27 protein-coding genes are annotated in these 25,709 nt (G+C 38.5%); 18 read left to right on the top strand and 9 right to left on the bottom strand.

The genetic code is table 11. From position 1 onward, the window contains the following. Positions 1-842: 842 nt before the first annotated feature. The 4 genes from Q8M41_RS16685 (at position 843) to Q8M41_RS16670 (ending at position 4,114) form a co-directional block, all read left to right on the top strand. Positions 843-1,406: an RNA polymerase sigma factor gene (locus Q8M41_RS16685; RefSeq protein WP_305366432.1), complete on the top strand. Its 564-nt coding sequence runs from the start codon at positions 843-845 to the stop codon at positions 1,404-1,406. Between the two features lie 37 nt (positions 1,407-1,443). After that, on the top strand, positions 1,444-2,016 hold the full coding sequence (locus Q8M41_RS16680) for a hypothetical protein (RefSeq protein WP_305366431.1): 573 nt from the start codon (positions 1,444-1,446) through the stop codon (positions 2,014-2,016). Further along, on the top strand, positions 1,997-3,238 hold the full coding sequence (locus tag Q8M41_RS16675; protein ID WP_305366430.1) for a hypothetical protein: 1,242 nt from the start codon (positions 1,997-1,999) through the stop codon (positions 3,236-3,238). Before Q8M41_RS16680 ends, Q8M41_RS16675 begins: the two co-directional genes overlap by 20 nt. Positions 3,239-3,340: 102 nt before the next feature. Then, positions 3,341-4,114, top strand: coding sequence for a TerC family protein (locus Q8M41_RS16670; RefSeq protein ID WP_305366429.1), 774 nt, complete (start codon positions 3,341-3,343; stop codon positions 4,112-4,114). Between the two features lie 11 nt (positions 4,115-4,125). Here the strand turns inward: Q8M41_RS16670 and Q8M41_RS16665 are convergent, their stop codons facing one another. Further along, positions 4,126-5,313 carry a class I SAM-dependent rRNA methyltransferase gene (locus Q8M41_RS16665; protein WP_305366428.1) on the bottom strand — a complete coding sequence of 396 codons (1,188 nt, stop codon included), beginning with the start codon at positions 5,311-5,313 and terminating at the stop codon, positions 4,126-4,128. A 148-nt stretch (positions 5,314-5,461) separates the two neighbouring features. On the opposite strand from Q8M41_RS16665, the gene Q8M41_RS16660 reads away from it, so the two are divergent. The 4 genes from Q8M41_RS16660 to Q8M41_RS16645 all read left to right on the top strand — a co-directional run bounded on the left by Q8M41_RS16660 (position 5,462) and on the right by Q8M41_RS16645 (position 7,191). Next, entirely contained in the window at positions 5,462-5,797 is a 336-nt protein-coding gene (locus Q8M41_RS16660) for a tRNA-binding protein (RefSeq protein WP_305366427.1), read from the top strand. Next, positions 5,794-6,270 carry a nucleoside deaminase gene (locus tag Q8M41_RS16655; protein ID WP_305366426.1) on the top strand — a complete coding sequence of 159 codons (477 nt, stop codon included), beginning with the start codon at positions 5,794-5,796 and terminating at the stop codon, positions 6,268-6,270. Before Q8M41_RS16660 ends, Q8M41_RS16655 begins: the two co-directional genes overlap by 4 nt. A gap of 76 nt (positions 6,271-6,346) precedes the next feature. Continuing rightward, positions 6,347-6,955, top strand: coding sequence for a superoxide dismutase (locus tag Q8M41_RS16650; RefSeq protein ID WP_305366425.1), 609 nt, complete (start codon positions 6,347-6,349; stop codon positions 6,953-6,955). A gap of 68 nt (positions 6,956-7,023) precedes the next feature. After that, positions 7,024-7,191, top strand: coding sequence for a hypothetical protein (locus Q8M41_RS16645; protein ID WP_305366424.1), 168 nt, complete (start codon positions 7,024-7,026; stop codon positions 7,189-7,191). On the opposite strand, the gene Q8M41_RS16640 is transcribed toward Q8M41_RS16645, so the two are convergent. Next, positions 7,188-8,129: a hydrogen peroxide-inducible genes activator gene (locus Q8M41_RS16640; protein ID WP_305366423.1), complete on the bottom strand. Its 942-nt coding sequence runs from the start codon at positions 8,127-8,129 to the stop codon at positions 7,188-7,190. The genes Q8M41_RS16645 and Q8M41_RS16640 overlap by 4 nt on opposite strands. A gap of 241 nt (positions 8,130-8,370) precedes the next feature. On the opposite strand from Q8M41_RS16640, the gene rluF reads away from it, so the two are divergent. After that, the gene (rluF, locus tag Q8M41_RS16635) at positions 8,371-9,111 is read left to right on the top strand and encodes a 23S rRNA pseudouridine(2604) synthase RluF (protein WP_305366422.1); all 741 of its coding nucleotides are present in this window, start codon (positions 8,371-8,373) and stop codon (positions 9,109-9,111) included. Positions 9,112-9,120: 9 nt separating this feature from the next. Here rluF and panD read toward each other — a convergent pair whose 3' ends face one another. Then, on the bottom strand, positions 9,121-9,471 hold the full coding sequence (gene panD, locus Q8M41_RS16630) for an aspartate 1-decarboxylase (RefSeq protein ID WP_305366421.1): 351 nt from the start codon (positions 9,469-9,471) through the stop codon (positions 9,121-9,123). Positions 9,472-9,685: 214 nt separating this feature from the next. Here panD and Q8M41_RS16625 point away from each other — a divergent pair, with 214 nt between their 5' ends. The 4 genes from Q8M41_RS16625 (at position 9,686) to Q8M41_RS16610 (ending at position 14,735) form a co-directional block, all read left to right on the top strand. Then, positions 9,686-10,609: a sugar phosphate isomerase/epimerase gene (locus tag Q8M41_RS16625; protein WP_305366420.1), complete on the top strand. Its 924-nt coding sequence runs from the start codon at positions 9,686-9,688 to the stop codon at positions 10,607-10,609. Positions 10,610-10,722: 113 nt separating this feature from the next. Further along, positions 10,723-12,087 carry a Gfo/Idh/MocA family protein gene (locus Q8M41_RS16620; RefSeq protein WP_305366419.1) on the top strand — a complete coding sequence of 455 codons (1,365 nt, stop codon included), beginning with the start codon at positions 10,723-10,725 and terminating at the stop codon, positions 12,085-12,087. Positions 12,088-12,132: 45 nt separating this feature from the next. After that, a complete protein-coding gene (locus Q8M41_RS16615) occupies positions 12,133-13,191 on the top strand; it encodes a PmoA family protein (RefSeq protein ID WP_305366418.1) in 1,059 nt (352 codons plus the stop codon). A 188-nt stretch (positions 13,192-13,379) separates the two neighbouring features. Then, positions 13,380-14,735: a dipeptidase gene (locus tag Q8M41_RS16610; RefSeq protein ID WP_305366417.1), complete on the top strand. Its 1,356-nt coding sequence runs from the start codon at positions 13,380-13,382 to the stop codon at positions 14,733-14,735. Positions 14,736-14,761: 26 nt separating this feature from the next. Here the strand turns inward: Q8M41_RS16610 and Q8M41_RS16605 are convergent, their stop codons facing one another. The 6 genes from Q8M41_RS16605 to Q8M41_RS16580 all read right to left on the bottom strand — a co-directional run bounded on the left by Q8M41_RS16605 (position 14,762) and on the right by Q8M41_RS16580 (position 20,594). Continuing rightward, positions 14,762-15,022 carry a hypothetical protein gene (locus Q8M41_RS16605; RefSeq protein ID WP_305366416.1) on the bottom strand — a complete coding sequence of 87 codons (261 nt, stop codon included), beginning with the start codon at positions 15,020-15,022 and terminating at the stop codon, positions 14,762-14,764. Positions 15,023-15,064: 42 nt separating this feature from the next. Then, complete coding sequence (locus tag Q8M41_RS16600; protein WP_305366415.1) at positions 15,065-15,265, bottom strand: hypothetical protein; 201 nt, start codon at positions 15,263-15,265, stop codon at positions 15,065-15,067. A gap of 204 nt (positions 15,266-15,469) precedes the next feature. Next, the gene (gene glmS / locus Q8M41_RS16595) at positions 15,470-17,305 is read right to left on the bottom strand and encodes a glutamine--fructose-6-phosphate transaminase (isomerizing) (RefSeq protein WP_305366414.1); all 1,836 of its coding nucleotides are present in this window, start codon (positions 17,303-17,305) and stop codon (positions 15,470-15,472) included. Between the two features lie 441 nt (positions 17,306-17,746). After that, positions 17,747-18,106: a hypothetical protein gene (locus Q8M41_RS16590; RefSeq protein ID WP_305366413.1), complete on the bottom strand. Its 360-nt coding sequence runs from the start codon at positions 18,104-18,106 to the stop codon at positions 17,747-17,749. A 196-nt stretch (positions 18,107-18,302) separates the two neighbouring features. Then, positions 18,303-19,682: a DUF4270 domain-containing protein gene (locus tag Q8M41_RS16585; protein ID WP_305366412.1), complete on the bottom strand. Its 1,380-nt coding sequence runs from the start codon at positions 19,680-19,682 to the stop codon at positions 18,303-18,305. A gap of 87 nt (positions 19,683-19,769) precedes the next feature. Continuing rightward, positions 19,770-20,594 carry a glycogen/starch synthase gene (locus tag Q8M41_RS16580; protein WP_305366411.1) on the bottom strand — a complete coding sequence of 275 codons (825 nt, stop codon included), beginning with the start codon at positions 20,592-20,594 and terminating at the stop codon, positions 19,770-19,772. Between the two features lie 147 nt (positions 20,595-20,741). On the opposite strand from Q8M41_RS16580, the gene panC reads away from it, so the two are divergent. The 5 genes from panC (at position 20,742) to Q8M41_RS16555 (ending at position 25,632) form a co-directional block, all read left to right on the top strand. Further along, positions 20,742-21,596 (top strand): pantoate--beta-alanine ligase, encoded by an 855-nt coding sequence (gene panC / locus Q8M41_RS16575; RefSeq protein ID WP_305366410.1) that lies wholly within the window; start codon positions 20,742-20,744, stop codon positions 21,594-21,596. Further along, positions 21,593-22,600 (top strand): lysylphosphatidylglycerol synthase transmembrane domain-containing protein, encoded by a 1,008-nt coding sequence (locus Q8M41_RS16570; RefSeq protein WP_305366409.1) that lies wholly within the window; start codon positions 21,593-21,595, stop codon positions 22,598-22,600. The genes panC and Q8M41_RS16570 overlap by 4 nt, the downstream gene beginning before the upstream one ends. Then, positions 22,584-23,078, top strand: coding sequence for a D-glycero-beta-D-manno-heptose 1-phosphate adenylyltransferase (rfaE2, locus tag Q8M41_RS16565; RefSeq protein WP_305366408.1), 495 nt, complete (start codon positions 22,584-22,586; stop codon positions 23,076-23,078). Before Q8M41_RS16570 ends, rfaE2 begins: the two co-directional genes overlap by 17 nt. A 149-nt stretch (positions 23,079-23,227) precedes the next feature. Beyond that, positions 23,228-24,367, top strand: coding sequence for an acyl-CoA dehydrogenase (locus tag Q8M41_RS16560; RefSeq protein WP_305366407.1), 1,140 nt, complete (start codon positions 23,228-23,230; stop codon positions 24,365-24,367). A gap of 17 nt (positions 24,368-24,384) precedes the next feature. Continuing rightward, complete coding sequence (locus Q8M41_RS16555; RefSeq protein WP_305366406.1) at positions 24,385-25,632, top strand: TlpA disulfide reductase family protein; 1,248 nt, start codon at positions 24,385-24,387, stop codon at positions 25,630-25,632. Positions 25,633-25,709: the final 77 nt, after the last annotated feature.

The following is a 25,709-nucleotide window of genomic DNA, read 5'->3' as shown; positions in this document are numbered from 1 at the left end:
CTGTCAGTGTTAACTTTTACACATAAATTTCAGTTATTAACAAAAGAAAAAGAAGCAAAAAGAAAATCCTACAATAACAATAACCACTCTTTCTTAGAGATTACTAATCTAAAGGAAGGTGGTCGTATGTTTATAGAAACGCAATAGAATCCTGTTATTCGACCCTGAAGGGGTCGCATGTGAGAGTTTCCAATACATTCGACCCCTTCAGGGTCGGGATTTCCGTGTTAACGTAATTCTATAAACATTTGACCCATTCTGGGTCATTAGAAAAAATCTCAGCTTTATTGCAATCATCTGGATTGAATTAAACTCTTTATTTCATGATTTGCACCATCTGCATCAAGCTTATCGGTTTTTGAATACGAGGCTTAATTGGAAAATCGTCTACAAAACGTTTACTGAAATATATAAAAAAGGTATTTTATTAAGAACTTAATTTTAACCGGACAACAGTAATTGAGGAATAATCCAATAACACAGCGTTTAGTATGGCTTAGGGATCGAAGCGGCAGCTCATTTTGTCCAAAGAAATTTTTAGTTTAAAAGGAATTTATGGGCAAAAACTATAGCACAGAACCCGGTCCGCCCCAGGCGGAAAGCCCCAGATGGATAATTAGCGTATAATGCGAAAGGCAAAATGCTTAAAGTAAAAAGTTCAAAGCCGAAAGCCAAAACCCAATAGTAATTTCAACATTCAAAACATGATGTTATTTCTTAGGTCGCCTTCAGAACTCAGACCTCCTACCTCATATGCGAACCCCACCAATTAAATATTTCCCTTACCTTGATGCAACGTGGGAAAAATCCCTGCGTCTATTGATTAAGAAAAGCGTAAAAATTTGGAAGCTGTTTACGTAGATCAGCATTATGACCTTGTGGTTGAATGCAGAAACGGTAGTAGGAAGGCACAAAATGAATTGTACAAGCTCTATTCAAGGGCAATGTTCAATATTGCTATGCGCATTGTGAATGATGCGGATGAAGCGGCAGACGTGCTGCAGGAGGCATTCATAGATGCTTATACCCGAATTGCCGATTTCAGACAAGAGACCACTTTCGGTTTGTGGATGAAACAGATCGTTATCAACAGATCAATCAGTCAGATCCGTAAGCGCAAAATGGAACTGATCCCGATCGATGATACAGACGTTGAATCTATTCCGGATGATGAGGTGACTGATAACTCAGAATTCGAAATGCAGGTGCGGCAAGTACAGGCGACCATTCAGCAGCTTCCGTATGGATACCGTTTAGTACTTACGCTGTACCTGTTGGAGGGTTATGATCATGAAGAGATTTCACAGATTTTGCGCATCAGTGAAAATACTTCAAGGACACAGTTTATGAGAGCAAGAAGAAAGCTTGTTGAATTATTGAGGAATCAGGGGATAAGTTATAATTAATAATAAGATCCAATAAAGGATCAGGGAGAGGAAAAAGATGAAAGAAAAAGTAGAAAATTTTATCAAAGATAACAGGAGTGATTTCGATCAGTTCGAACCACCTGCTGATCTTTGGGCTAAAATCGAGAAACAACTGGATGAAAAACAGATAGGTATATCTCAAAATAAAACAGAGAAAAGGGAACGGGTTGTTCGTCTTAGTTTCCTGCTTAAACTGGCGGCTTCAATTATTCCGATTTTGTTTGCAGGTATCTGGTTTTATCAATATCAGTTTAAGCAATCATCTTATCTGAGCAATATTGATCCGCAATTGGCTCAGCAACAGGTACATTATGCATCATTGATAGAAGTTAAAAGGAGCGAGTTAAAACGAATTGAAAAGGAGGAACCTCAACTTTATCAGGAATTCTCAGAAGAGATCAAAAAGATGGATGCTAATTTTCAAAAATTAAAGCAGGATTTACCTGCAAGTCCGAACCAGGAAGAAACGGTTAAGGCGATGATCCGAAATCTTCAGATACAGATCGAATTATTGAATCAGCAGCTTGAAATAATACAACAGATTAACCAATTAAAAAAAGAACAAGGTGATGACACACAAAATATTTAAGAAAGCATTACTTTTTGCTTTAACGATGCTCTTTATAGAATTAGCATCAGCCCAGACAGTTGAGCCAGCCAGACCAAAGAGTCCCAGAGCGAACTCCGAACTTAAAAATATTGAGTTCGAAATAGCCGAAGCATTCAAAACAGTTGCAGTTGAAATTAAAAATATTGATTTTGAAAAGATCGGAAAAACGGTTGCAGTTGCTACCCGTGAATTTAGGAAAGGATTGGAAGACATTCAGATTATTATATCAGACAACCAGATTCCAGAAGATCCTGAGGAGCCTGTTGAATTAACCGGAACAGCCGAAAAGACAAAAAATATTACCAGATCCTTCTCGGTTGATAATAATGATAAGCTTTCGGTAAATAATCAATATGGAAAAGTTTCGGTGCATACCTGGGCTAAAAATGAGATTAAAGTTGAAATTGAAATTAAGGCTTATGAAGCATCTGAAAGTGGTGCTGAAAACCTGCTCGAGAGTGTTGATATCGCTGAGTTGAGAGAAGGGAATCTCATTAGTTTTAAAACAAATTTTGAGAAGACCTCTTTGAATTTCTGGTCGAGGGTGAAGAATGGGCAGGAAGAACGCAGAGGGGTTCAGGTTAATTATCAGATCTATATGCCATCAAAAAATCCATTGGATATCAGTAACCGTTATGGTAGAACTGAGATTGATGATTTTAACGGACCTGTCAATATTTCGAGCTCCTACGGTTCCCTTAAATCAGGGAAGCTGGATAATCCCGCTAACCAGGTAAAGGTTAGCTATGGCTCAGCAAGTATTGAAAACTTCATAAACGGAAATCTCTCTGTTGCTTATGGTAGTTTAACAATGAACCAGGCAGCAAAACTTAGTGCGACCATTAAATACAGTAAAGCTACTATTGCACAACTAAGTCAGGGTGGTAATTTTAATCTGGCTTATACCGGCGGATTTAAAATTGATGAAGTGGATAAAAGTGTTAAGAATCTGAATATCAACTCTTCCTATTCCGGTGTTTCATTAGGTCTGGAAGAGGGTGCAAATTTTGATTTTGATGTAACAGTAAACTATGCCGGGTTTAATTACAGTAATAGCCGTGTAAATCTTGTTGAGCAGATTACCTCATCAGATAAGCCAAAGACCTGGAGTCCAAGCAAAAACTATAAAGGTCAGATCGGTAAGGGTTCGGATAGCCGGATCATTATCAAATCCAATTATGGAGGGGTAAAATTTTTATAAACCAAATTGATTTGTCATTAAAACCTTCTTGTATTTACAGGGAGGTTTTTTTTGTTTTATTTCTATATGCTTTTAATTTACATTTGATGAAAGTTAAAAAATATGGAATGGATAGCAAATCCTGAGATCTGGATATCATTGATTACATTAACGGTACTTGAAATAGTACTTGGAATAGATAATATCATATTTATTTCAATAATGGCCTCTAAACTGCCGGCTAATAAGCAAAAGAAAGCCCGTCAGCTTGGTTTAGCATTGGCTATGATAACCCGTGTTTTATTGCTGCTTTCATTGAGCTGGATCATGACGCTGACCAGCCCGCTGTTTAATATGGGTGAATGGATAGGCTTAAGCGAAGGTGAATTATTTGAGAAGTTTGCTATTTCAGGACGGGATCTTATTCTGCTTAGTGGAGGATTGTTCCTGATTTATAAAAGTACCACAGAAATTCATGACAAGCTTGAAGGTGAAGAACATAAATCAGAAGGAAAAGCGGTGGTAACTTTTTCCGGAGTTATTCTTCAGATTCTTATTCTTGATGTTGTTTTCTCTCTGGATTCAGTGATAACAGCAGTAGGGATGGCTGATCATATTGGAGTAATGATTGCCGCGGTAATAATTGCAGTAATTGTAATGATGCTTTCGGCAGGGGGAATAAGTGATTTTGTAAACAAGCACCCGACAGTTAAAATGCTGGCTCTATCTTTCCTGCTTCTTATAGGAGTATCACTTTTAGCCGAAGGGTTTGAACAGCATATTCCGAAAGGATATATCTATTTTGCAATGGCGTTTTCGGTACTTGTAGAAATGCTAAATCTAAAGATGAATAAGGGTAAGAAGCCTGTCCAATTGCACAATGTACCTGAGGATTAGTAGGTGGAAATTTAACTAACCCTGCATAACAGCCCTTTTAAATATTCGCCTTCCGGGAAGGATGACCTTACCGGATGATCAGCGGGTTGTGAGAATTGCTGAATGAATTGTACATTTTTACCGGCATCAAGTGCCGCCCAGGCAATGATCTGTTTAAACATGCTGATATCGACCGCTCCCGAGCAGGAAAACGTTGCCAAAAGACCACCTTCATTCAATAAAAGCATTGCCAAGCGGTTAAGGTCTTTATAAGCTCTGGAGGCCTTTGTTAAAGCCGATCGTGAGGGGGCATATTTGGGCGGATCAAGGATGATAATATCAAATTTTTCATTTTCTTCCCTGAACACCCTCAATTGCTTATTTACATCAGATTGTATTTGACGGTGCGGGATATTTTGAAAATCATTGATTTCAATATTTCTTTTCAGAGTATTAAGGGCAAGTGCCGAACTATCTACACTAATTACCTCTTTGGCTTCGTTCTTCATAACATTCAGGCTGAAACCTCCTGAATAGGAAAAGCAATCCAATACTTTTTTTTCTTTCGCATATTCTGCGACCCATTTACGGTTATCACGCTGATCACAATAAAAACCAGATTTCTGACCCTCGGCAATATTGACCTGATAAAATATGCCGTTTTCTCTGACACTTACGAATTCAGGCGGTTCTGAGCCTAGCAGAACTCCCCCTGAAGAAGCTTCCATCCCCTCGTGTGCCCGTGCTGAAGCATCGCTTCTGTCGAAAATGCCTTTGGGCTTTAATAAACTCTGCAGTTCATCTAGCAGAATGTGTTTAATTCGTTCCACCCCTGAAGTTAAAATCTGTACGGAAAGAAAATCGGCATAACGGTCTACAATAAGGCCCGGCAAATAATCAGCCTCACTAAAAATTACCCGGTAGGTATTTGTTTGATCGGTATGCAGATCTGTTCTGAGTTTAACGGCATTTCTGATCTTTTTTCTCCACCAGGATTCATTGATTTCAGTTTCCAAATTCCATTCGAGTAAGCGAACGGCAACCCGCGACTGATCATTAAAGAATCCGTAAGCAAGAAAATCATTATTGCTGTCGGTAACCATGATAATATCGCCATTTTCAGGCTTTCCTTTAACATGATCTATCGCACCCGAAAATACCCATGGGTGTAATTGTCTGACAGCTTTTTCCTTACCTTTTTTTAATCTTACCGAATCCATGCTGCAAAGTTATCAAAGAGTTCCCCATTTCCTATTTCCCTTTCTACTATTCCCCATTTCCTAATTTACTGTTTCCCTCTGGTTGGTGTTATCACCAGCTAGCTCTGAAAACCTTTTGAATAATCCCGCCATCAACTTACCTTTGAACATGGAAGAAATAAACTGGGTTGATTTTGATAAGGTGGCATTGAGGGTAGGTACGATTCTTGAAGTTCTGGATTTTCCTGAAGCCAGAAAACCTGCATTTAAAATTAAGGCTGATTTTGGGGATCTGGGTGTGAAATGGAGCAGTGCACAAATTACCCGGCATTACACAAAATCTGAATTGATAGGCAGGCAGATAATAGGGGTTTTGAATTTTCCAAAAAAGCAAATTGCAAATTTTAGGTCAGAGTTCCTGGTTACAGGTTTTGCAGATCAGGATGGCCATATCGTTTTGGCTTCTGTAGAACGTCCGGTCCCAAATGGCTCAGCATTAATATGAGATACGTGAATTTTACGGATGGGCCGGAACAAAGTCCGGATGATTTTTTTATGGCAGAAGCCTTGAAAGAAGCACATAAGGCTCTTGCTCTTGATGAAGTGCCTATTGGTGCAGTTATCGTTCATGGAGGTAAAATAATAGGCAGAGGACATAACCTAACCGAACAGCTGAATGATGTTACCGCTCATGCAGAGATGCAGGCTTTTACAGCTGCTGCAAATTATACCGGAGGTAAATATTTGAAAGATTGCACACTTTATGTCACTATTGAACCTTGTGTGATGTGTGCGGGTGCGGCACACTGGACTCAGATTAGTCGCATTGTATACGGAGCTGAAGATGCAAAAAGAGGCTTTTCACAAATCAGTAAGCGGATTCTTCATCCTAAAACAGAATTGATATCCGGGGTATTAGCTGAAGATGCTGCAAGGCTGATGAGAGAGTTCTTTATTTCCAGACGTAACAAAACTTGACAACAAATTGAATAAATTCTAATAATTCGGTCTTATATTTGTTATAGAATAAATCATTAACCTAAATATAAAAATTATGGCATTTGAACTACCTGCGTTAGCTTATGCAACAGACGCTCTGGAACCACATATTGACAAGATGACTATGGAAATCCACCATGGCAAACATCATCAGGCTTATGTAGATAATGTAAATAAAGCATTGGCCGGAACTGACGGCGCGAATCTTAAGATCGAAGACCTGATGAAAAATATTTCTAAATTCCCGATGGCGGTAAGAAATAACGGTGGAGGTCACTTCAATCATACACTTTATTGGTCGGTAATGTCGCCTAATGGCGGCGGTGCTCCCTCAGAAGATCTGGCTAAGGCTATTGATGCTGCTTTCGGATCATTTGATGAATTCAAGAAAAAATTTGCTGAGGCAGGTATGACCCGTTTCGGTTCAGGATGGTCATGGCTTTCAGTTAGTTCTGATGGAAAATTACAGGTAAGTTCTACTCCAAACCAGGATAATCCATTGATGGATATCGCTGAGGTTAAAGGTACTCCAATTTTAGGAATGGATGTTTGGGAGCATGCTTATTATCTTAAATATCAAAACAAACGTGCCGATTATGTTGCAGCATTCATGAATGTTGTTAATTGGGTTGCAGTAGCTGAGCGCTTCGCGAAAGCAAAGTAATCGCATTTGGCATTAAAATTGAAATAGTGATGTATTTAATATACATCACTATTTCAATTTTAATGCTTATGAAAAATTTATCTTTTGTTGTAGCCTTTTTGGCTGTTAGCCTTTTATCGGGTTGTGATCTGATAACCGGCATTTTTAAAGCCGGTGCATACACCGGTATTTTTGTCGTTTTAGTGGTTATCGCACTGATCATCTTTGTGATTTCAAAATTCAGAAGTAAGGATTAGTCTGGCTTAATCTCCATAATTTCCTTTTTCTTTTTGCTGCGCATTCGTTTTGGAATAGCTTCAATAATTTCCTTCTCAAGGATTAATATTAGCTTGCGTTTAAGGAAATTTCTATGTGTAACAATACTTATTTCGCGGCTGGGTTCGGGTGTTTTAAAATAACGTACCCGGTCAAGCTGCTTAACTGAAAAATCACTTATTGAAAGCTCGGGCAAAAGCGTAATTCCTTTGTTCAGTTCAACCATGCGTTTGAGGGTTTCAACACTATCAGTATTGTATTCAAGAGGCTTCTGCTCATCTGTTTTTTTACGGTTACAGATATTTAGAATCTGATTGCGCATGCAATGACCTTCATTTAGAAGCCACAGATCTTCCAGATTTATATCTTTTGCTGAGATGTTCTTTTTACTGATCAGTGGACTTGATTTAGAAAGGTATGCAACGAATGATTCATAAAAAAGAGGTGTTTCACTCAAACTTTTATCCTCAAGCGGAGTTGAAAGTATCCCGCAATCAAGCAGCCCGTTTTTTAATTCCTGAACGATCTGGTCGGTCATATATTCCCATATCTGCAGCTGCACATCCGGGTATTTTTCCATAAATGCAGAAATTACTTTTGGCATCAGATAAGGTGCCATGGTTGGGATTATTCCGATTCTAAGTTCACCCGTGATTATATTTCTCTGATTGCTGATCAGCTCATTTAATTTATAGCTCTCTTTCAGTATGATTCTTGCCTGCTCTATTACTTCAGCTCCGATCTCTGTTGGTAATACCGGCTGTTTGCTTCTGTCGAAAAGCTTTACTCCAAGAGTTTCTTCCAGTTTCTGTACCTGCATACTCATCGTAGGCTGGGTTACAAAGCACTTCTCTGCAGCAATTCCGAAACTTCTGTAGGTATCTACTGCAACTATATATTCTAATTGTACTAAGGTCATATTATAGATTTTAACTATGTAAATATAATTAATATTGATTATAATGATAATAATGTATTTGATATATTTGCCTTATAATTTAACCAATTATATTCTGTTAAGGGGTTCTGTCGTTAAGGTGGGACCCTTTTTTGTTTTGACATTTAATTAACTTAGTTCGATATAAGTAAGTTTAAAAATTAATTGATAGTCTTATTACTTGCCACATTCTATTTACTTATTTTTGCAATGATTGCAATAAATGGAAGAACCTAAGTCAACACGAATAAATAAATACTTAAGTGAAATTGGCTATTGTTCCAGAAGGGCGGCTGATAAACTGATTCTTGAAAACCGTGTTACAATCAATGGTGTGGTACCTGAAATGGGAACTAAAATAGTCCCCGATGATGAAGTTAGGGTTGATGGTAAACTGGTTTCAACACCAGAAGAAAAGCCGGTATATATTGCATTCAATAAGCCGGTAGGAATAGTATGTACAACCGACACAAAAGCTGAGAAAAATAATATCATTGATTATATCAAATATCCGAAGCGTATTTTCCCAATCGGTCGCCTTGATAAGGCAAGTGAGGGACTGATTTTGCTGACAAGTGACGGGGATATTGTCAACAAAATTTTGCGGGCCAGAAATAACCACGAAAAGGAATATCTTGTTTCAGTAAATAAGCCAATAAATCCTGAATTTCTAAAAAGGATGAGGAATGGAATCCCAATTCTGGATACCATAACCCGCAAGTGTGAGGTGGAACAACTGGATAAGAATCGGTTTAAAATAATACTGACCCAGGGATTGAACAGACAGATCAGAAGAATGTGTGAATACCTTGATTATAAGGTAGTTAAACTCAAAAGAGTCAGAATAATGAATATCAGGCTAGATATACCCATAGGAAAATGGAGATATCTGACAGATGATGAACTGAATGAAATCACAAGATTGATTTCCGACTCAGCTAAAACTCATTTTGATGAGCCCTGAATGTTGTGATTATTTCAATAAATTAGTTTCCTCATCCGGGAATACAACAACAGGTTTATAATTTCTGGCTTCTTCTGCATCCATAATGGCATAGGTTATGATTATGATTACATCACCTTTCATAACTCTTCGTGCAGCTGCACCATTCAGGATAATATCTCCACTTCCTCTTCTTCCGGTTATCGTATAGGTTTCAAAGCGTTCACCATTATTGTTATTAACGATCTGTACTTTTTCACCCTCCAGAATATTTGCCGCATCCATTAAGTCCTGATCTATTGTGATACTGCCTACATAGTTAAGATCTGCATCTGTTACTTTAACCCTGTGAATTTTTGATTTTAATATGTGAATTTGCATGCTGCAAATTTAGTTATTTAAGGGAATTGTTTTAAATAGAAATGTTTCTCCATAAACCGTGCTTAGCCTATATTCTATTTATACTATTTACTTTCAAATAAATAGCTGTAATTCATTTTAATTGAGATCATTATGAATAAATTGACTTTAAATAAAGTTTTGTAGTATATTGATTTTAATATGTAAAATCTATTGTTTTTCAAATACTAATTAAATGACAGCTCGTAGAGATTTTATAAAAAGGAGCCTGATATGCTCTGCCGGACTTGCAATTGCTGGTTCCAGATCTTATGCTTCAATTGCTGACTCCATTACTCCCCAGATTTTTGATCCAACAATAAATATCAAAAAGTCAGCTATGAAATTCGGCTTGGTTACCTATCAATGGGGAAAGGACTGGGATTTACCTCTTATTATTTCTAATTGTGAGAAGACCGGTTTTGAAGCGGTTGAACTTCGTACCCAACATGCACATGGGGTTGAGATCAGCCTTAATACTTCGCAAAGAGCCGAAGTGAAGAGTAGGTTCGCCGACAGTTCGGTAACTTGTGTAGGATACGGTTCGAACTTTGAATATCATAGTCCGGATCGGGCTATACTCCGTAATAACATCGAGCAGACAAAGGATTATATCAAGCTATGCAGAGATATTGGAGCCAGCGGCATCAAAGTAAAACCAAATACTCTTCCTGCCAATGTTCCCAGAGAACAAACTATATCGCAAATTGCTAATTCATTGAATGAAGTTGGAAAATTTGCCAATGATTACGGTATGTTGATTAGGGTTGAAGCACATGGCCCAATTACACAGGAATTACCCAATATGAAAGCCATTTTTGATGAGGTAACAAATCCGAATGTTAAAATCTGCTGGAATAGTAATAATGTTGACCTAAACTCGCCCGGTCTTGAAAGCAATTTTAATCTGGTAAAGCAGTGGATTGGGGATACAGTTCATGTTCGTGAACTGACCCAAAACGACTATCCTTATCAGCAGCTTTTTAATCTATTTGCAGGTATTGATTTTAATGGTTGGATACTTCTTGAAGCCAGTTCTACTCCGCTTGATAAGATAAAAGCAATGAAGGAGCAAATGGTTGTTTTTAAAAATCTGGTGGCTAATATCAAAACGAAATGATGCTTAAATGAAATTAATGTCTGGCCTTGGCTTTCCTTGATATTTCAAATACCACACCAGGTCATTTAGTAATTTCCTTGATTGGAATTATAACAAATTAAATTTTTATAAAAATGACTCAAAGAAGAGATTTTATTAAAAAAAGCCTCATTGGGGGTGCCGGACTAGCAATTGGAGGCATGGGTTTCAGTGCTAAATCCTATGGATCAATTTTAGGGGCTAACGACCGTATTAATGTGGCAGTAATTGGAATAAGAGGGCGTGGAGTATCTCATATTGATGCTTGGTGTGAATTGAAGGAAAGTCATAATGTACGCCTAAAAACACTTTGCGATACAGATGAACAATTTTTTGATCCTCGATCAAAAACAGTCTTCGATAAAACAGGCATAAAACCTTCAACAGAATGGGATATGCGCAAAGTTCTGGACGATAAAGAAATTGATATAGTATCCTTTGCTACTCCGAATCATTGGCATGCTCTCGGAACTATCTGGGCCTGTCAAGCCGGTAAGCATGTATATGTTGAAAAACCTGCATCTCATAATATTTGGGAAGGCAGAAAGATGATTGAAGCTTCCCGAAAGTATAATAAGCGTATTCAAGTTGGTTTTCAGAACCGCTCAATTCCTAATGTGATGGAAGCGATGAAATTCCTTCATGGTGGTGGAATTGGTGAGGTTTTTATGGCTCGTGGCCTTTGCATTAAACCCAGAGATTCTTTTGGTATTGCCAAAGACAGCACCCCGCCCGCCAGCCTTCACTATGACCGATGGTTAGGTCCCGCACCTTACCGCCCATATAATGAAAAACGTGGTCATTACAATTGGCATTGGTTCTGGGATACTGGAAATGGGGATACCGGAAATCAAGGTCCACACCAATTTGATATAGCTCGCTGGGGACTAAATAAAAATGAGCATCCTGTATCAGTATACTCTTCCGGGGGAATTTATGGAATTGATCGTACTCAATGTGAGCAAGAAACTCCAAATACGCAGCTTACTATTGCCAAATATAATGATGGTAAAATTCTGGAGTTTGAAACCAGGGGACGATATTCTAATAGTGAATCCGGTCTTGGAATTAAAATTGGTAATATTTTTTATGGTAGTGAAGGCTATCTTGAGATTGATGGGAGTACCTGGAGAGCATACAGGAATAAAGAATCAGAGCCTTTTGCAGGATCAAAAGTTATACAAGCCAATGCTTCAGAAACCCTAACAGGTTCTAGCAACTCGGAACATTTTGTCAATTTTCTTGATGCAATTAAGTCGGGTAATAATGAAACATTGCATTGCGATATATTAAATGGGCATTATTCATCTGCCGTACCGTTTTTGGCAAATATATCTTATCGCCTTGGGCGCGAGATCAGGTTTATAGGTAATTCTGAAAAGTGTATTAATGATTCTGCTGCTGATGCGATGCTGACCCGTAAGTATAGGAGTCCTTATGTGGTGCCATCCAAAGTTTAAGTTTCTTAAGATTATATTATTTAAAGGGTTAGAATTAAAACAAAGATGAAATTAACTTCTAAACTGCTAATTGCAATTGTTTTAGCAAGTTCCAGTGCTTTATATGCACAGAATAAGACTTCAAACAGCAAGGCTTCAATGGTAAAATTTGTTAAACGCGACGCTGATAAAAGGGTTGATGTTTTGATTGGAGGGAAACTATTCACCTCTTATCAGTGGTTGGATACTGTATATAAACCTATACTCTATCCGGTGTTAACTGTCTCTGGGAATCCTATTACCCGTGGCTTTCCAATCGAACCAAGGGAAGGTGAGCGCCGTGATCATATCCATCATGCCGGAAACTGGTTTAATTATGGGAATGTCAATGGCTATGATTTTTGGGGTAATGGACATGAAGGGAAACGGAGTATTAATGGTGGTCAGATAAAGCATTTAGGAATTCAAAAACTTTCGGGCGGTAAGGGAGAAGGTTTATTGATTACCAAGTCAAGTTGGATTGATCCAAATGGGAAAGAATTACTGGCAGAAAACACTGAATTTCATTTTATAGATCAGGGTTCTATCCAAATCATCGACCGTATTGTTACTTTAAAAGCAAGTAATGGAGCAGTAAGTATGAAAGATACGAAAGAGGGCAGTTTTGGAATCCGCGTAGCCAGACAGCTTGAACTTCCTTCAAAAGAAGACCTTAAATTGACGGATGCACAAGGTAATCCTACTGCAATAAAGAAGATGGAGAATGATGTCCCAACAGGAAATTACAGAAGCAGTGAGGGCGATGAAGGTGAAGGAGTTTGGGGTAAACGTGCTAAATGGATGGATCTTTACGGCAATATCGGGGATGAAAAAGTATCAATTGTTATATGTGATCATCCCAAAAACCTGAGTTATCCTACTTATTGGCATGCACGGGGCTATGGCCTATTTGCTGCAAATCCCTTCGGTGTAAAAGATTTTACCAATAAAAAGGAAGAGTTAAATTATAGTATTCCGGTAGGGGGCACCTTAGTTTTAAGATACCGTATCCTAATTGGCTCAGGTACACATTTAAGTGATGCCCAGATTAATACCTATGCTGCAGATTTTGCTTCAAGATATTAAGCTTTAGCGTTATATTCAATAACCTCGCATATGCGGGATTAGTTGTTTTAGGATACCATTTTGAATTTATGTAGAAGGTTTTTCAAATTAAAAACAGTTTTTACGAGACCTGCATGGGCTTGAGCTCATGAGATAAAATAATAATGGTTAATACAAGCTTCATCGCCATTTAAAAACAATATATTCTAATGAAAAATAAGCGCAGAGATTTCCTAAAGCTTTCTGGCATGGCCGGTTTAGCTATAGCAGGTGATGGTATTTTTGGAGGTTTTGCTCAAGCCAAAGAATTTCCTAAACCTAATTTTCAATCATCTTTAAGTCTTGATCATTCAAGGTATGCCATAAATGAACAGATAAAACAGAATTTTGAAATAGCAAAAAGAATCCTTAAACCCAGTCAGAAACAGCTTGAACGGGGCCTGGAATTACACAGAAATTCTCTGGTCATTGATTGCTATGGATTCATGCCATCGGCTGCACCTAATGCTTCATCGATAAATTCGGCAATCGATTCCAAAGCATCTCAGTTGGAACTACAAGACATGATGGAAAGTCAGTCTATGACTCGTTTTGTCATCGATAAAAGAGAAAGGGAGGAATTAGAAAATGCTTGGAAGGCTTCCGGGGTAACTTGTGTGGTACAGAATACCGGTGAAGAGGGGAATGGGATTAGTCGACTGCTTAAGCGCTTAGCTAACTTTACTTATTCTACTGATATGATGAGTGATTTTGTAAGTAAAGCTGTAAAGCCGGAAGACATTCTACGGGCTAAAAAAGAAAATCGACATGCGCTATATTTCACCGGTAATGGCGTTCCTTTACCACAGGATTGGATTTCGGTAGAAGATGAATTAAGATATATCAGCGTATTCTTCCATTTGGGGATTAGAATGATGCACCTTACTTATAATCGAAGAAATGTAATTGGTGATGGCTGTGCAGAAAAAGCTAATGGGGGATTGAGTGATTTCGGACGGGAGGTAGTCAAGGAAATGAATCGTGTAGGTGTGATTGTGGATATTGCTCATTCCGGCTGGCAGACAAGCTTGGAGGCAGCTCAGGTTTCAGAGAAACCCATGGTAGCCAGTCATACTACAGTAGCTTCCATCAATAAGCATATTCGTTCGAAACCGGATACTGTGATTCGTAGAATTGCCGACACCGGCGGCTATATAGGAATTTGTTGCATACCAAGGTTTCTTGGGGGTAGTGGTGATATCGCAATGATGATGAAGCATATTGATTATGTAGTAAAAAAGTTTGGAGCTGATCATGTTGCTATTGGAACTGATGTGGCCTACAGATCTCAATTTTCAAATGAGGAAAGCAGGAAGATTTCTGCACGAAATCCTGAGAGAACTCGCTGGGAAGCACTTTGGCCGCCTGATGATTTCAAGGAAAGCTCAGACATGATTCAAAGCTTGGCCTGGACCAATTGGCCCCTATTTACCGTAGGAATGGTTCAAATGGGTTATTCAGATGATGATATTCAAAAGATACTTTCAGGAAATAGTATGAGAGTTGCAAATGCAGCACTTTCTTAAAATTGAATTGAACTATTTATTAGAAATTATTTACTGCTTTTAAATGAATATTTAAGCGCCATAAAAAGACTCAAAAATAAGCCCAGTAAAAATAAGCCGCCCATGTATCCGAAAACGGCATATTTTTCCTTGGCAATCTCTCTACCCAGCTCAGGGCCATATATTGCAGCAAAAAGCCAGATAAAAGGGTAAAGAAATCCGCCAATTGCAGTAGCATAGGAGGTAATATTTTTTATTCCCTGAGGAGCAGATAAAAATGATATGAAAAGCAGCACGCCCATTACCATTGCTCCAATTCCTGTTGCGTGAAAGTGAAATCTTTGATAATATCACCAGTTTTTTTCACTCTCTGCCTTTAAAAAAGCATCCTTTTCTGCAGCATCCTGAATAAGATTGATCTTTTCATTTTTGCTTAAGCCTTCCTTGATTTTGTCTTTAAAAAAGTCTTCATTGGCTCCGAAAATAATGGAAATAAATACTCCGCAGATCAGCGTGAGTATGGCTATTACAAATGGAATTCTGCTGGTCATGATGCCTGATTTTTAATATATGTTTATAATTTATCATAGCAATGTAAAAATAATCCAAAATAGCCCTGTTAGCTTTGGGGTGGGGGAAATGGAGAATAAGAAATAAAATGCCAGTTTCTGTACTACTGAGAGTAGAAAACGCCAAATCCATTTACTAAAAAGCGCATTTTCTACTCAATTGACATTGATGTTGCTCAAAAATGTTTATTCCACCGTGACCGATTTTGCCAAGTTTCTTGGCTGATCAACATTACAACCCCTCAATACGGCGATATGGTATGATAAAAGCTGTAATGGGATCGTAGCAAGAAGCGGCAGGAATATTTCGTCAGCATCAGGTATTTCTATGGTGAAATCAGCCATATTTCTAACTACAACATCCCCCTCGGTAACAATGGCAATGACCCTGCCTTTTCTGGCTTTAACCTCTTGTATGTTACTGATTACTTTTTCGTAAGAAGAGTTTTTTGTGGCAATGAATACCACCGGCATTTCTTCATCTATCAGGGCGATAGGTCCATGTTTCATTTCAGCGGCTGGATAGCCTTCTGCATGAATATAAGAGATCTCCTTTAACTTAAGGGCACCTTCAAGCGCAACCGGAAAACCACTCCCTCTGCCTAGAAACAAAAAGTTACTTGCATCCTTGAAGGCTTCGGAGATGTTTTTTATGCTATCATTTGAAAGAAGGCATTTTTCAACTAGTGCCGGAATATTGTCAAGTTCGGTAAGCAGATGAACCATTTTGCTTTGTGTGATCTTACCTCTTTGCTGTGCCATATACAAGGCCATTAGCGTAAGAACAGTTACCTGTGCTGTAAATGCTTTGGTTGAGGCAACTCCTATTTCAGGTCCGGCATGGGTGTATACACCGGCATGACTCAGTCGGGGTATGGAAGCTCCAACAACATTACAAATTCCAAAAATAGTAGCCCCTTTTGATTTTGCAAGTTCAATTGCAGCCATTGTATCGGCAGTTTCTCCTGATTGAGAGATTGCAATTACAATATCTTTTTCTGAGATTATCGGATTGCGATACCTGAATTCTGATGCGTATTCAACCTCAACAGGGATACGGGAATATTCTTCTATCAGGTATTCTCCTACCAGACCAGCATGCCAGGAGGTTCCGCAGGCGACGATCACGATGCGGTCAATATTTTTTAGTTTTTCTGCGTATTCTTTGATGCCCCCCAATTGAACATAACCCTCATCCGGATAGATACGGCCCCTCATACAGTCTTTTATCGACCTTGGCTGTTCAAAGATCTCTTTGAGCATGAAATGGTCAAATCCACCCTTTTCAAGCATCTCAAGCTTTAATTCCAGCTCCTGGACGTAAGGGATTTGAATAGTATTGTCAATATTCTTAATCAGTATTTCATCCCGTTTGATAAAAGCGATTTCATTATCATTCAGGTAAATTACATTTTTAGTGTATTCTATTATCGGGGAAGCATCAGAGGCAATAAAATATTCACCATCGCCAACTCCCAGCACCATCGGACTACCCTTACGGGCAGCGATTAGTTCATTAGGTTCATCCTTATCCATGATCACGATGGCGTATGCGCCAATCACTTTATCAAGCGCAATTCTGACTGCTTCTCTGATATCAAGACCTGTTTGCAATTGGATGTCTTCAATAAGGTGAATCAGAACTTCAGTATCTGTATCACTTTTGAAAATATGGCCTCTGGATAACAATGCCTCTTTCAGGCTTGAATAGTTTTCTATAATGCCATTATGGATAATTGCCAGGCGGTCATCTCCGGAGGTATGGGGATGTGAATTGCGGTCTGAAGGTTCACCATGTGTGGCCCAGCGGGTATGCCCCATGCCAAGAGTACCGCTCAGGTTTTCTCCCTCAACTGATTGCTTTAGGTCACTTACTTTCCCTGCCTTTTTATAAATGCTCAGATGACCGTTCATGAGTGCCACTCCGGCACTGTCGTATCCCCTGTATTCAAGGCGTTGTAAGCCCTTGATGATAATAGGCCAGGCCTCACGGTACCCTATATAACCAACTATTCCACACATAATTATGAATTAAAGTGTCGAAACTAACGATTTGTTGGTTAAAAGTAAAGGCTTATTGGAACTTTAATTAAGATAATTATATATAAGTTGAAATAAAGTTAGGCATAAAAAAGCCTCCAAAGAGAGGCGAAATGCTATTTATTTAACTTCTTTCAATCTAAAAATTTCTCCATTTCGTAGGACCTCTTTTTTACACTCAAGAATATCGAAAAAGTCATCTTTTGAATAGCCTAAAGGACGAAGTGCGTTTTTAATGATAAATTCTGGAATTGGATTAATGTGATTTTGAAATTAATGGGTCGGGTAAGATCCGCTCTGAAATATTTGCAATGCCCCTTTTCGTTTTTTATAAACTTACAACCTGCTAATTCCAAAAATGCCTCGAATTGTGATATAGATATGTTTTTTAGGTGACGTGTGCTCATTGGACGGGGCTGTTCGCTAGAACGCTAAAGTAACAACTCCGGGCTTATTAATGATTTCACGATATGACTCGTTTGTATTCTCTAAAAATTCTTTTTCTGGTGCTGCAAATTTCTTTTTTTTGACATTTACTTTCCATCCAAGTCTGGTTAACTCTTCCTGTAACACCTTTTTATGGGCAGTATATTTCACAAATTCTTCTAAGTTATACTCAAAAGATTTCTCTGCTTCAATATCTGTTTCGCCATACCCTGAAAGATCCAAAGCAGGTGAAAAGTAAAAATGGATTTCGTCTTCGACCCACATTAATACGGGAACATTAATATCATGTAGTTCGTTGCCAGCTTGAATTTTTTTGTGAAAGTGTCTGTTTGGCATGTATTTCGTATGTTAAACTTTATGCTTTATAACGAATAAATGTAATAATAGTTATATCAAAATCAAATGTTCCTGATTGTTAAACTTGTGACAAAGTTTAGCTTACGCTCTTGTATTGATATTTTGAATTCAAGAAAATCGACATATATAGACTTCGCTAAAACAAAAAATTTGTCCTAACTTTTATATAGCCAGTTTAATTTATCTTACTATAAATTATTCTAAGCTTCATTTGATAGCTGACACCGGATTTCCCGCTGCCGATCACTGCACCACCAGCTGTACTTCCGGATACTACCGGACCTGCTGAACGATTGTATTCTAAGTTTACTGGTGCAATATAGGTGTCGTATTGCTTCAGTTTACCTTTTATGATATCCTGAACATAGCTTGTGATCTGAAACCTGTAGTGCTTTTTGCTTGAGTCGTAAAAGCCACCGAAGTCGAGATCAGTTAATGAAAATGCAGGTTCGGTACTGAAGTCGGGTATAAATTGTCTTTGACTTGCAATATCCGTGCGGTACATGATTAGTCGTGATGCGGGTTTAAATGCATCTGTTCCACCTACAACTGAGACGATCAGTTCAGCTTTATTAATGGTAATATTTCCAAGGTTCTTTAACTTTTCGATATAAGGAAAGCGAATTTTTGTTCGCAAGCCAGCTAAACCCTGTACATAGGTAAAATTTTGCTGAGTGGTACTATTCAAATTAGCGGGAATAGCCGTCCCGGTATAATCATGTTTAAAGTCGGCAATTACCGGCACTGAATTATTCACAATAGGGAATTTGTGCAAAGTAGTATCAATCAAAGCACCATTCTGACTTTTATAATAAATTTCCAACCTGCTGGAGTCCGTCAGGTTAAAGAAGGCAACACCTCCCGGTCCGGTACTCTGAGCCTTGTTAATAGTGAGATAGAATCCCTTGATTGCCTTATTCAACAATTCATTGCTGCTTAAAGTAGTGCTGCTTGCTTTCAGAAAGTTAGCTGTAACAAAGCTTGAATTGATTGGTATCCTCATCTGAGGTGCTCTGGTCACCTGTTTATCGGGTTTACCCGTTACAAGTTCTGTAATTCTGACACTGTCTTTAACACTAAATCTAAGTTTTTTACTGCCGAGTACCGTTGATCCATAGCTTTGAGGCTGTGTATTGAAGTATTGGACTGAAGTACTCAAAGCATTATTAAGCTGATGAACATCAACCTGAAAATTTGATGTACTGTCACCATAAAAATCCTTGGCATAATAAAGTACCAGAACTGCTGAATCAAGTGTTGGAGTGGTTCCGAAAGTAAGCCCGGGAGGATCAAGTGTCAGCGACATTGCAATATTAGCTGTAGTTTTTCCAAAAATTGGATCAACCAAATATCCAAGCGGATATTTCTGCAGGGTATTGGTAACCATGGTGTCTTCCTTAACGGTGGATGAGATAACAGTAATTGTATCTGTAAAGCTACCGGTAACTTCGGTAGCCGGGTCAACATCAAGGCCTATAGAATCTGTATTCTGACAGCTGCTTAAAATAAAAAGACTTATCAACAGCGTTAATAAGTCCAGTTTGTATAATTTCATCCGTATTACATTAATTTTTAAAAGCTTGCAGGTTCTTTGCTATTTTATTACTACCCCTCATTGTTCCTGGAGCTCTGCTTTTTACGCTTAGGCTAATGACACTAATTCTTCGCTAGCAATTTCTTCGTAAAGGTTATAATAATTTTCGTAATCTGAAGTGGAATTGAATTCCAAAAGCGGTTTATTAGATTTTTTAACAAACTTTAACACTTCTTCATTGATATTTTCGCAGGCACAAACCACTGCATCAGAATAAGAGATTGCTCCCAGGTTCAAGGCGGTGTTGGTAGCATCAGAATACATTTCAGTATGCTCAGCATTCATTCCGTTCATGATTGCTTTTGTAGCAAATTCTGCACTTAAAGAGGTGTCAAAATTATCCTCATATAAAGAATAAACCACTTTTGAATTCTTAAAAGTAGGGTCGTCTTTATACAAAGTCTTCAAATAAGCAGGAACAAGGGCACTCATCCATCCATGACAGTGTACGACATCTGGAGACCAGCCTAGTTTTTTAACGGTTTCAAGCGCTCCTTTACAGAAGAATATGGTTCTTTCGTCATTGTCGGCATAGAATTTATTGTTGTTATCAGTAAATACATGCTTTCTCTGAAAGTATTCTTCATTATCAAGGAAATATACCTGCATTCTGGCAGAAGGGATTGAAGCAACCTTAATAATTAGGGGGTTATCATTATCATTTATAATGATGTTCATGCCCGAAAGTCGTATTACTTCATGTAGTCTGTTGCGGCGCTCATTAATATTTCCAAAACGTGGCATCAGAATGCGGATTTCAAATCCTTTGTCCTGCATAGCCTGAGGTAAGTGACGGGTAATCTCAGAAATTTTGGTAAGTTCAAGGAAAGGCGACATCTCATGCGTAATAAAAAGAATCTTCGTTTTTGCCATCTCCGGTTTGATTAATTTGAGTTTAAGAAAAGTTTTCGAAGAGCAAAGGTAATCATTATCTTATGAAATATCAACGAATTACGCAAGTTGTTTTGGTTCTGTTTAAGTATTTAACCATTTTTGAGCCCATTAAAATCAAATTTTAATTTGAAAATCTTCAACAACAGAGAAGCCATTCATCACTATCTGGATGATTTACGTTCAGCAGGCAAGTCCATTGGATTTGTCCCGACCATGGGTGCTTTGCATGCTGGTCACCTGTCCTTGATAGAGACGGCTCGCAGGAAGACAGATGTTGTGGTTTGCAGCATTTTTGTAAATCCAACACAGTTTAATGATAAAAAAGATCTCGAAAATTATCCAAGACCAATAGAAGAAGATCTCAAAAAATTAAGAGAATTTAAATGCGATGTTTTATTTCTTCCTGAAGTGGATGAGATGTATAATAGTTCAGAATTCTGGAAAATCGAGCTGGGTAATCTGGATAAGATCCTTGAAGGAAAGATCAGACCGGGTCATTATCAGGGGGTAACTCAAATCGTAAAGAAGCTTTTTGATACCGTGAAGCCTGATTATGCATTTTTTGGGCAGAAGGACTATCAGCAGATAATGGTGATTGCACATATGGTCAAAAAATTAAAGATCAGAGTGAAACTGGTTATTTGCCCGATTATCAGGGAAGATGATGGCCTTGCAATGAGTTCCCGTAATGTTTACCTCTTACCCGGGGAAAGAATGCAGGCCCTTGCTTTACACAAATCGCTCACATTGGCACAGGAATTATTCAAAACAGAACCGCTTAAGCAGATTAAGAAAAAGGTTAATACCTTTCTTGAATCATGTCCTGGAATTGAGACTGAATATTTCGAAATTTTTAATGCTCGCACATTTGAGCCAGTTACTTCTAAAAGGGCGGCAACAATGATCGCTTTGGTAGCTGCCAGAATAGGTAAAATCAGGATTATAGATAATATGTACCTGAATAAAGAAAATTTATATTGAGAATTTCGCTCGTCACATTTATCAGATACCTGGTATTCCTGATCATCGGTGTATTGCTTTTATATTTAGCTTTCAAAGGGCAGGATCTTAATAAAATGCTTTCTGATCTGAAGAAGGCAGATTTTGGCTGGGTTTTCCTTTCCGTTATCGCGAGTTTGCTTGCACATGTCATGAGAGCATACAGATGGAATTTAATGATTGGCTCGCTTGGGCATGGCACGCCTTCTATGCTAAACACTTTTCATGCAGTAATCATGGGATATCTTGCTAATCTGGCATTTCCACGCATGGGGGAGCTCGCAAGATGCAGCGTGATAAATAAATCGGACAAAATCCCTGTAATTAAGCTATTGGGGACTGTAATTGCTGAGCGTATGGTTGATTTGCTGATGCTGGGAATCGTATTTGCAATGGCTATAATGTTAGAATTCAAATTGTTATCCGGCTTTTTGTACGAGCATGTCCTCATTAAATTGAGCGGTAGAAGTGGAGATATTACCTTGCTGATCTTTGCATTTTTCCTGTTGATAATGATTATTATCTTCTTTCTTATCCTGATGAAAAGGAAAAAATGGGGGATTTCCAATCGTATTTTAAAATTTTTTTCAGGAATGAAAACCGGAATACTTTCAGTTAAAAATCTGGACAATAAGACCGCATTTGTACTAAGTTCGGTGTTCATCTGGTTGCTTTACGGGCTTTCATCTTACTTGTGTTTTTTTGCTCTGAGCGCTACTTCTTCTCTCGGCCCGGGTGCAGCACTTTCTACCCTGGTTTTTGGAAGTCTTGCAATGATTGCGCCAGTTCAGGGAGGGATAGGTGCCTTTCACTGGATGGTTTCGGAGGGTTTGACCATATATGGAATATCCAAAATTGATGGCCTTTCCTATGCATTACTGGTTCATACAACCCAAACATTAATTGTTCTTATTATTGGTTCATTAAGTTTAATTTTGTTCCTGAAGCAATCAACTGGTAAAAAGCAAAATGAGCAGACTGGATAATATTAAAAGTAAGATTTATACTACAGGGCAGATAAAGTCTGCGCTGAATGTATGGCGTCTACTCGGAAAAAAATTAGTGTTTACCAATGGTTGCTTTGATTTACTTCATTTAGGGCATATTGATTATCTGTCGAAGGCTGCTGACATGGGAGATAAATTAGTGATTGGCTTAAATTCTGATGAATCTGCATCAGCATTGAAAGGTCCGGGCCGGCCAATTATAGATCAGCTTTCCCGTTCGGTAATGCTTGCTTCATTTTCCTTTGTGGATGCTGTTGTAATCTTTGATGAGCCTACACCACTTCATCTGATTGAATTGGTGAGGCCAGACATTCTGGTTAAGGGGGCTGATTATTCCATTGAGCAGATTGTTGGTGCCGATCTGGTATTGCAATACGGTGGAGAAGTAAAGACCATCGAATATCTTAGCGGTTATTCTACAACCCTTATTGAGAAAAAAATCAGATCCAATTCCTGAAATTATCAATCAGGTATTTGTCATAGATAAGTTTTTACAGCAGATTCCACAATCCTCCGTATAACTAACGGAAATATTTCTTAATATTTGCAAAGGAGCAAATACTAATCAAGCCCGAAACATTAATTTTGGGCAATAAACCAATTATTATGTTTTTCGAATTTACGGAGGAGCAGCTGATGATTCAGCAGGCAGCCAGGGATTTTGCCAATAGTGAATTGAAGCCCGGTGTAATAGAACGGGACGAGCATCAAAAATTTCCACATGAGCAGATCAAAAAACTGGGAGAACTTGGTTTTCTCGGGATGATGGTTGATCCAAAGTATAATGGATCAGGACTTGATACCATTTCGTATGTACTCGCTATGGAAGAGCTATCAAAAATTGATGCATCGGCCTCAGTGGTGGTTTCGGTAAATAACTCATTGGTTTGCTTCGGCCTTGAGAAATATGGTTCTGACTTTCAAAAGGAAAAATATCTTAAACCACTGGCAGCAGGCGAAAAATTGGGTGCTTTTTGTCTTTCTGAACCTGAAGCCGGCTCTGATGCCACCTCACAGCAAACCAGTGCGATCGATATGGGCGATCATTACCTCCTCAATGGAACTAAAAATTGGATCACTAATGGTGGAAATGCCTCTACCTATCTTGTCATTGCCCAAACCAATCCTGCACAAAGACATAAGGGAATAAATGCACTAATCGTTGAGAAAGGTATGGAGGGTTTTACAATAGGTCCGAAAGAAAATAAACTTGGAATACGTGGATCGGATACGCATTCATTGATGTTTACCGATGTAAAAGTACCCAAAGAGAATCGAATTGGTGAGGAGGGTTTTGGATTCTCATTTGCTATGAAAACACTGGATGGAGGACGTATAGGGATTGCTTCTCAGGCATTGGGGATTGCTTCAGGTGCTTATGAACTGGCTCTGCAATACTCTCAGGAACGCAGGGCATTTGGAAAACCAATATCCGGTCATCAGGCAATTCAGTTTAAGCTCGCAGATATGGCTACCGAAATTGAAGCTGCCAGAATGCTCTGCTTAAAAGCTGCCTGGTTAAAAGATCAGGGACTTCCATATGCTCAGGCTAGCTCTATGGCTAAACTCTTTGCCTCGCAGGTAGCGATGAAAACTACTGTTGAAGCAGTTCAGATACATGGGGGTTATGGATTTGTCAAAGAATTCCATGTTGAACGTTTGATGCGCGATGCAAAGATAACCCAGATCTATGAAGGAACATCTGAGATTCAGCGCATTGTGATTGCGCGTGAGATTTTGAAATAGACAGCCAGGCTCATTCTATGAAACATTGCTTCAAAATTATAACTTTCCTTTTTCTACTCAGCAGTTTATATGCATGCCAGGGTAATTCGGATAATCAACTGGATAAAGGTATATGGCGTGCTACGCTCAAGACATCTTCAGGGGCCGAAATACCTTTTAACTTTGAAGTAATCGATTCGGCTGGTAAGAAATTTCTTGATGTTATAAACGGGGACGAAAGGTTCAGGGTTAATGAAATTTCAACGGTATCAGATTCCATATTTATTCAAATGCCTCTTTTTGATTCTGAGATCAGGGCAAAAATCAAGAATGGGTCTCTGAACGGACAATGGATTAAACAATTTGCAGATAGTAGCGAAGTAATGATGATTGAGGCCAAAAATGGTTATTCATGGCGTTTTTTCAAGGCGAATACCAAACCTGAATTTGTTATGTCTGGTCGTTGGTCTGTTAACTTTGAGGACACAAAGACGGGTAAATCAATTCCTGCCATTGGAGAATTTACCCAGCAGAATGGCCGCCTTCTAGGCACTTTTTTAACCAGTACAGGGGATTACCGTTTTCTGGAGGGAACTGTTTCAGACGATAACATTTATCTTTCCTGTTTCGATGGTAGTCATGCCTTTCTGTTTACAGGCAAAATACTGGACAACAATACAATAGTTGATGGAAATTTCTATTCCGGACTTTCTTCTGTTCAGACCTGGACCGCTAAGCGGGATGAAAAGGCTATCCTGCCTGATGCCTATTCAATAACAGCTTTGAAAGATGGATTTGATAAAATAGATTTTTCTTTTCCTGATCTGAATCGTAAGAATGTGTCCCTATCTGATTCAAAATTTAAGAATAAAATTGTTTTGGTACAGTTTTTTGGATCCTGGTGTCCAAATTGTATGGATGAAACTGCCTATCTGGTTCCATTTTACAAAAAGTATCAGCGCAAGGGGCTTGAAATCGTTGCTTTGGCTTATGAACGTACTGCTGATTATGAACGGTCAAAGCGAAATATTTTACGTTTACGCGAAAGGTTTGCCGTTCCATATGATATGTTAATTACAGGCTATATAAATGATAAAGCCGAAGTGGCGAAAAGTCTGCCAATGTTAAAGAGTTTTATGGGTTTTCCAACTTTGATTATTATTGATAAGAAAGGCAAAGTCAGAAAGGTTCATACCGGTTTCAGCGGACCCGGAACTGGAGTTCATTATGCGAATTTTAAAAAGGAATTCGAAAAAACAATTGATAATCTGCTGCTTGAACAATAGAAAATAAAGCTCCATTTGCAGGAAAGTACCTGCCTGAAAAGCATATGGAGTCCCGCTTGCACGGGACTTAAAAAACA

This window comes from Daejeonella sp. (genome assembly GCF_030684675.1).
GTDB lineage: Bacteria > Bacteroidota > Bacteroidia > Sphingobacteriales > Sphingobacteriaceae > Daejeonella.
Note: the sequence above shows the minus strand (reverse complement) of the source record. Positions and strands in the feature narration are given on the sequence as shown.

Bases quoted from the DNA above. Each gene is read 5' to 3' on its own strand.
- Q8M41_RS16680 (WP_305366431.1), top strand. From the start codon at position 1,444: ATGAAAGAAAAAGTAGAAAATTTTATCAAAGATAACAGGAGTGATTTC.
- Q8M41_RS16675 (WP_305366430.1), top strand. From the start codon at position 1,997: ATGACACACAAAATATTTAAGAAAGCATTACTTTTTGCTTTAACGATG.
- Q8M41_RS16670 (WP_305366429.1), top strand. From the start codon at position 3,341: ATGGAATGGATAGCAAATCCTGAGATCTGGATATCATTGATTACATTA.
- Q8M41_RS16665 (WP_305366428.1), bottom strand. From the start codon at position 5,313: ATGGATTCGGTAAGATTAAAAAAAGGTAAGGAAAAAGCTGTCAGACAA.
- Q8M41_RS16660 (WP_305366427.1), top strand. From the start codon at position 5,462: ATGGAAGAAATAAACTGGGTTGATTTTGATAAGGTGGCATTGAGGGTA.
- Q8M41_RS16655 (WP_305366426.1), top strand. From the start codon at position 5,794: ATGAGATACGTGAATTTTACGGATGGGCCGGAACAAAGTCCGGATGAT.
- Q8M41_RS16650 (WP_305366425.1), top strand. From the start codon at position 6,347: ATGGCATTTGAACTACCTGCGTTAGCTTATGCAACAGACGCTCTGGAA.
- Q8M41_RS16645 (WP_305366424.1), top strand. From the start codon at position 7,024: ATGAAAAATTTATCTTTTGTTGTAGCCTTTTTGGCTGTTAGCCTTTTA.
- Q8M41_RS16640 (WP_305366423.1), bottom strand. From the start codon at position 8,129: ATGACCTTAGTACAATTAGAATATATAGTTGCAGTAGATACCTACAGA.
- rluF (WP_305366422.1), top strand. From the start codon at position 8,371: ATGGAAGAACCTAAGTCAACACGAATAAATAAATACTTAAGTGAAATT.
- panD (WP_305366421.1), bottom strand. From the start codon at position 9,471: ATGCAAATTCACATATTAAAATCAAAAATTCACAGGGTTAAAGTAACA.
- Q8M41_RS16625 (WP_305366420.1), top strand. From the start codon at position 9,686: ATGACAGCTCGTAGAGATTTTATAAAAAGGAGCCTGATATGCTCTGCC.
- Q8M41_RS16620 (WP_305366419.1), top strand. From the start codon at position 10,723: ATGACTCAAAGAAGAGATTTTATTAAAAAAAGCCTCATTGGGGGTGCC.
- Q8M41_RS16615 (WP_305366418.1), top strand. From the start codon at position 12,133: ATGAAATTAACTTCTAAACTGCTAATTGCAATTGTTTTAGCAAGTTCC.
- Q8M41_RS16610 (WP_305366417.1), top strand. From the start codon at position 13,380: ATGAAAAATAAGCGCAGAGATTTCCTAAAGCTTTCTGGCATGGCCGGT.
- Q8M41_RS16605 (WP_305366416.1), bottom strand. From the start codon at position 15,022: ATGGTAATGGGCGTGCTGCTTTTCATATCATTTTTATCTGCTCCTCAG.
- Q8M41_RS16600 (WP_305366415.1), bottom strand. From the start codon at position 15,265: ATGACCAGCAGAATTCCATTTGTAATAGCCATACTCACGCTGATCTGC.
- glmS (WP_305366414.1), bottom strand. From the start codon at position 17,305: ATGTGTGGAATAGTTGGTTATATAGGGTACCGTGAGGCCTGGCCTATT.
- Q8M41_RS16590 (WP_305366413.1), bottom strand. From the start codon at position 18,106: ATGCCAAACAGACACTTTCACAAAAAAATTCAAGCTGGCAACGAACTA.
- Q8M41_RS16585 (WP_305366412.1), bottom strand. From the start codon at position 19,682: ATGAAATTATACAAACTGGACTTATTAACGCTGTTGATAAGTCTTTTT.
- Q8M41_RS16580 (WP_305366411.1), bottom strand. From the start codon at position 20,594: ATGGCAAAAACGAAGATTCTTTTTATTACGCATGAGATGTCGCCTTTC.
- rfaE2 (WP_305366408.1), top strand. From the start codon at position 22,584: ATGAGCAGACTGGATAATATTAAAAGTAAGATTTATACTACAGGGCAG.
- Q8M41_RS16560 (WP_305366407.1), top strand. From the start codon at position 23,228: ATGTTTTTCGAATTTACGGAGGAGCAGCTGATGATTCAGCAGGCAGCC.
- Q8M41_RS16555 (WP_305366406.1), top strand. From the start codon at position 24,385: ATGAAACATTGCTTCAAAATTATAACTTTCCTTTTTCTACTCAGCAGT.